1 protein-coding gene is annotated in these 989 nt (G+C 66.6%); it reads right to left on the bottom strand.

The genetic code is table 11. The features are described 5' to 3' along the window. On the bottom strand, positions 1-989 hold a 989-nt coding region (locus tag EN984_RS35915), incomplete at both ends, for an autotransporter-associated beta strand repeat-containing protein (RefSeq protein WP_206517577.1).

The following is a 989-nucleotide window of genomic DNA, read 5'->3' as shown; positions in this document are numbered from 1 at the left end:
CCGTAAAAAGTGGTCGAGCCGCCATTCCTGTTGGTTATCGTGGCGTCTCCGGCGGAGGAGAATTCATTGCTCGAATAATCGTCGTCGAAGGTCGTCCTGCTGAAATAATACGGTACGCCCAGGCCGTCATTGACGATGGTCGCGTTGGCGGCGCTTGCCCCCGTGAAGGCGACGAAGCCGCCGCCCTGGTTGGTGATGCTGGCCGTGCCGGCATCGGTTCCGGTGCCGAAATGGAGCCCGCCATAGCCGTCCTGCGCCAGGACGATGGTGGCCGCGCCGGCGGTCGCATTGCCCTGGAAGTTGAGGTCGCCCCGGCCGACGGTGATCGAGAGGTCCTGGGCGCTGACTGGATAGGCGGCGTCGTTGCCCGAGAAATAGAGCCTGGCCCATCCCCCGCTTCCGTTGGAGTTTATGGTGACCGGCCCGTCGCCGAGCGCACCTGTCGCCGCCGCGACAAGGCTGCCGCCGCGTACCGCCGTGCCGCCCGAATAGCTGTTGGCGCCGGTCAGCGTCAGCGTGCCGGAACTGGTCTTGGCGAGTTGTCCGTCACCCGAAACCACGCCGTCGAGGATGAGGTTCTTGCCGGCGCCGACATCGAAGGTGCCGCCGTTGGCGCCGAGGATTATCTGGCGTTCCAGCGTGAAGCTGACGGGATTGCCCGTCACCTGCAGCGCGCCGCCGTTCAAGGTCAGGGCGCCCGAGACATCGCCCAGCGCCCAGTCGCCGCCGATCCTCAATGTGCCGCCGTTGACGAAGGTGCCGCCCGAATAGGTGTTGGTGCCGGTGAGGACGACCGTGCCGGTGCCGGATTTGACCAGGGAGCCGGTCCCGCCGAGGAGCGCCGACACGGTGCCGTTGCTCAAGGCGAAGCTGCCGGCGGTGCTCAGAGTGCCGTTGCGCAATTCCCCGCCCGTCAGCGTGAAGCCGGTGGCGGTCTGCGTCGTGGCGCCGAGATCGAGGATGCCTTGCGTAACGGACCAGGCCATGAC

This window comes from Mesorhizobium sp. M7A.F.Ca.CA.004.12.1.1 (assembly GCF_003997835.1).
Taxonomy (GTDB): domain Bacteria; phylum Pseudomonadota; class Alphaproteobacteria; order Rhizobiales; family Rhizobiaceae; genus Mesorhizobium.
Note: the sequence above shows the minus strand (reverse complement) of the source record. Positions and strands in the feature narration are given on the sequence as shown.